The sequence below is a fragment of the Actinomadura litoris genome (assembly GCF_009733595.1).
Classification (GTDB): domain Bacteria; phylum Actinomycetota; class Actinomycetes; order Streptosporangiales; family Streptosporangiaceae; genus Spirillospora; species Spirillospora litoris.
In genome coordinates this window covers 1-3343 of record NZ_WOFH01000029.1, presented here as the reverse complement: position 1 = coordinate 3343, position 3343 = coordinate 1, and the positions used below count along the sequence as shown (strand labels likewise).

The window sequence follows — 3343 nt, the reverse complement described above, 5'->3', positions numbered from 1 at the left end:
GCGCCGATCTCGGGGACGGCGGAGATCTGGTCGGCCAGCGCCCCACGGTCGCGGGACCCGTCGCCGAGGACCATGTCGACCTGTTCGCTCTCGTCCAGGCGGAGCGCGAGCCGGGTGGGGAACAGGTTGCGCAGGTTGTTGACCTCTTTGCGGGCGTCCTGCTGTGCACCGATCACGCAGTACCCCACCGACCGCCCTTGCGAGGTGAGTACGGCGATGGCTGATTCGGCGCGCTTGCGCAAGTCGCGTTCAGGGCAGTAGGCCGTCAGGAACGCCAGCTCATCCACCACGACCACCCGGAACGGATGCTCACGCGAGGGCCGGAACGAGCGCGTCACCCCGGCGAACTGTTCCGCCCGCGCGTTCATGTTCTCGGCGGCCGACTCCAGCAGTTCGACCATGCCGCCCTTGGGGCCATCGCTGTAGCGCCCGTACCGCTCGAACAGCGGACGCCCGAACGACAACTCCATCCGCTTGGGATCGACCGCCCAGACCTCCACCAGGCCCGCGAGCATCAGCGGCAGCAGCGCCCGGACGAGCGACCAGATCACCGCCCCCTTGCCCGCCCCGGTGGCGCCCGCGATCAGGACGTGGGTGCCCAGCAGCCGCAGCCGCCACGGCGAACCATCCTCCTGGCGGCCGACCACCACGCCGGACAGGTCGACGTCCGCAGCGGCCGGGATCGGGAGGGCGGGGAGGGGGACGGCGAGGGCATCGCGGCGGACGAACTCCAACCAGATCCGTCCCGGACGGTCCCCCTCACGGACGCGGACCAGCGAGGCACCGAAGCCATGCGCGAGGTTGGCTGAGACGCGTTCCCATGCGTCGGGTGCCTGACCTTTGAGCATGGCGACCAAGACCCGATCGGAGGTCGGGCCGCAGCGGACCCGGACCAGGGTGGGCAGGTAGACGCGGCCTTTGTGGGTTCGGGTGAGTCCGGCGGTGATCAGGACCGCTTGCCAGTCCCGCCGGTACACCCTCACCAGCCGCCACCGCGCCAACGCCGGACGGGCGACGTAGCGGACGAACGACGGCCGGTCCAGCGCCGCCCACCCGCCAACGCCGATGCCGACGAGCACCAGGAGCAGGACGGGGACCCTCCAGCCGTAACGGACACCGAGCCAGGCCAGGCCGCCGAGGAGGGAGACGGGGACGATGTTGCGGACCAGGAACACCACCGCGCCGACCAGGCCCCGGACCAGGTTGACCAGCAGGACCAGGCCCTCGGGCATGTGCCAGACCGGGGGCGCCCACTTCGGCGCCGCGAACGGGTCATCTTGCGCTTCGACCGCGACGTTCTCGCCGGGTCCGAGCTTGCGGAACTCCCAGGACATAGCCTGTAGACCTCTTCACTTCGTGGTTGGAGCGGAGAGAAGCGGGGCGGCCGGAGGTACCAGCTCCAGCCGCCCCACCTGAACTAGGCAGCCGAGTCCCGAACGGAATCGGGATCGGGGGCAGCCTCGGCCGAGGCGCCGTTCAGCACGTGAAGGCGTTCGACCTCGGCGGCGTAGACCGCGAACGCTTCGGCGAGCTGCCGCGCCACGCGGAGGTCACCAGCGGTCGGCGCGTCCGGACGGGTCGGGCAGACCGTCACGCTGGCCTTGGCGTGCGAGATCGAGAGATAGGCCCGCTCGCGACCCGTGACACACAGCACCGACATCCACTCGTCCGGATGCAGCGACACATGCACATCCGCCGTGCCATCGCGTTCGACCTGGATCGTGGTGTAGCTGTAGGCGTCCATCACGCCACCACCCGACCCCGACCAGACGACCGGCCCGAGGACGAGCGAGGACCCGAGCGGAACAGCCGCTCCACCTCCACCGCATACGCCGCCGCCTGTTCGGCCAGCCGCCGCGCGAACTCCACCTCACCCGCGCCCAGCCGCTCGGGCAGGGTGAAGGTGACCAGCACCCCGCCCGCCGCCACCGTGAACAACGGCGTACGACCCCCGAACCCCAGGAACTTCGCCGACGCGGACCCATCGATCGGCAGCGTCAGCGCCGAGGAGCGCCCGCCGGTGCCGCGCCCCATCAGGCCGCGTCCTTAGCCGGAGCAGCTGCGCGAGGCGCCTTGCCCCCGCCCGCCGGGCGGACCTCCCGCGCCCGGAAGGAGTAGGCCACCCGAGGACGACGCCCCGTCTCCTCCACATACGGCGTGACCGTCAGCCCGTCGAACTCCACCGGACGGAACGGCCCGAACGCCGGTTCCGGCACCACCGGGCACACCTGCGAATCGACCTTCACCTTGATCGCCGACGCCTTGTGATTGGCGCCCGGATCGGCGTCGTAGACGTCGATCACCCACACCGGCAGACCGGTGTCCTTGTCGGTCTCCTGCCGCTTGGTCTCGAAGTTGGTCAACGGCTCCGCCGGACCGGTGGCGTAGACGCCGTGCGGGAACACGTCCCCGAACGTCACCGGGATTCGCCCCTGAATCGCCATGAACTGTCACTCCTTGCTCGATCTTCCTGTCAATCACTCGTCTAGTCGAGTGGCTATGTGACGAGTCTATGTTCAGGAGTCACCGAATCAAGGGAGGCTAGTCGACTTATCGAGTGATCTGGGTCACAGCTCGTAGGAGCTTTCGAGAACGTGCAGCGACCCCGGAAGCACGACCGCGACCGTCAGAACCGTCCGCCCCGAGGAGTCGACCACCGAGCCCAGCACCGTCAGCACCGGTTCCCCCTCCGCCAGGCCCAGGGCATCGCGTTCTGCCTCGGTGGGGCGCCGAGCCTGCAACCGCTCCTCCACCCGCGTCAGCCGGTCCTTGCTCCGCGCCGTCACCAGCTCGCGGACCGGGACGGTGAGCGGCCCCTCCTGGTCCAGGCCCGCCGAGACCGCCACATCCACCGGAGCCCACAACGACACCAACTCACTCACGATCGAGTCGTACACCCCGACATAGCGGCGCAGGTGAACCGGCGCCGACTCGGCCAGCCCCAGCGCCGTCGCGACCTCGGCCGGGGCCGGACGGCGGCCGACCTCCAGCAGCCGGACCGACTCCGCAGTCTCCTGACGGTCCAGCACGGCCAGGCCGGGCCGGCTGTCTTGCGAGCTGGACGGCCCGGGGGACCTCACGAACGATCCGCGCCCGTGCGCGCGTTCGATCTCCCCCATGGTCTGCATATCGTTCAGCGCGCGGACCACGGTCAGCCGCGAGGTACCGAACTCCTTTTGGAGTTGTGCCTCAGAAGGCAGGCGCGATCCGACGGGATAGGTCCCGTCCTTGATCCGGGCGCGGAGCGTCTCCATGATCCGGACGTACTTGGGGGCGTACATGGAGTCATCCACCATCACAGCCTGCCAACCACTCGACAACACGAGAGCACCAGCAAACCATG

The 3343-nt window shown here is 69.5% G+C and carries 5 protein-coding genes; all 5 read right to left on the bottom strand.

Annotated elements, in window-relative coordinates; genetic code table 11:
• Window positions 1-1334 (bottom strand): FtsK/SpoIIIE domain-containing protein (locus tag GNZ18_RS40600; protein WP_246251343.1); only part of this gene is annotated, 1334 nt, incomplete at its 3' end.
• Window positions 1335-1417: 83 nt separating this feature from the next.
• Entirely contained in the window at window positions 1418-1744 is a 327-nt protein-coding gene (locus tag GNZ18_RS40595) for a hypothetical protein (RefSeq protein WP_156222930.1), read from the bottom strand.
• Window positions 1744-2034 carry a hypothetical protein gene (locus GNZ18_RS40590; RefSeq protein WP_156222928.1) on the bottom strand — a complete coding sequence of 97 codons (291 nt, stop codon included), beginning with the start codon at window positions 2032-2034 and terminating at the stop codon, window positions 1744-1746. The genes GNZ18_RS40595 and GNZ18_RS40590 overlap by 1 nt, the downstream gene beginning before the upstream one ends.
• Window positions 2034-2444 (bottom strand): plasmid replication, integration and excision activator, encoded by a 411-nt coding sequence (locus GNZ18_RS40585; RefSeq protein ID WP_156222926.1) that lies wholly within the window; start codon window positions 2442-2444, stop codon window positions 2034-2036. The genes GNZ18_RS40590 and GNZ18_RS40585 overlap by 1 nt, the downstream gene beginning before the upstream one ends.
• Before the next feature lie 123 nt (window positions 2445-2567).
• The gene (locus GNZ18_RS40580; RefSeq protein WP_173391034.1) at window positions 2568-3281 is read right to left on the bottom strand and encodes a GntR family transcriptional regulator; all 714 of its coding nucleotides are present in this window, start codon (window positions 3279-3281) and stop codon (window positions 2568-2570) included.
• Window positions 3282-3343 lie beyond the last annotated feature (62 nt).

Coding starts and splice junctions, on each gene's coding strand:
- GNZ18_RS40585 (WP_156222926.1), bottom strand. CDS start 2,444: ATGGCGATTCAGGGGCGAATCCCGGTGACGTTCGGGGACGTGTTCCCG.
- GNZ18_RS40590 (WP_156222928.1), bottom strand. CDS start 2,034: ATGGGGCGCGGCACCGGCGGGCGCTCCTCGGCGCTGACGCTGCCGATC.
- GNZ18_RS40595 (WP_156222930.1), bottom strand. CDS start 1,744: ATGGACGCCTACAGCTACACCACGATCCAGGTCGAACGCGATGGCACG.
- GNZ18_RS40580 (WP_173391034.1), bottom strand. CDS start 3,281: ATGTACGCCCCCAAGTACGTCCGGATCATGGAGACGCTCCGCGCCCGG.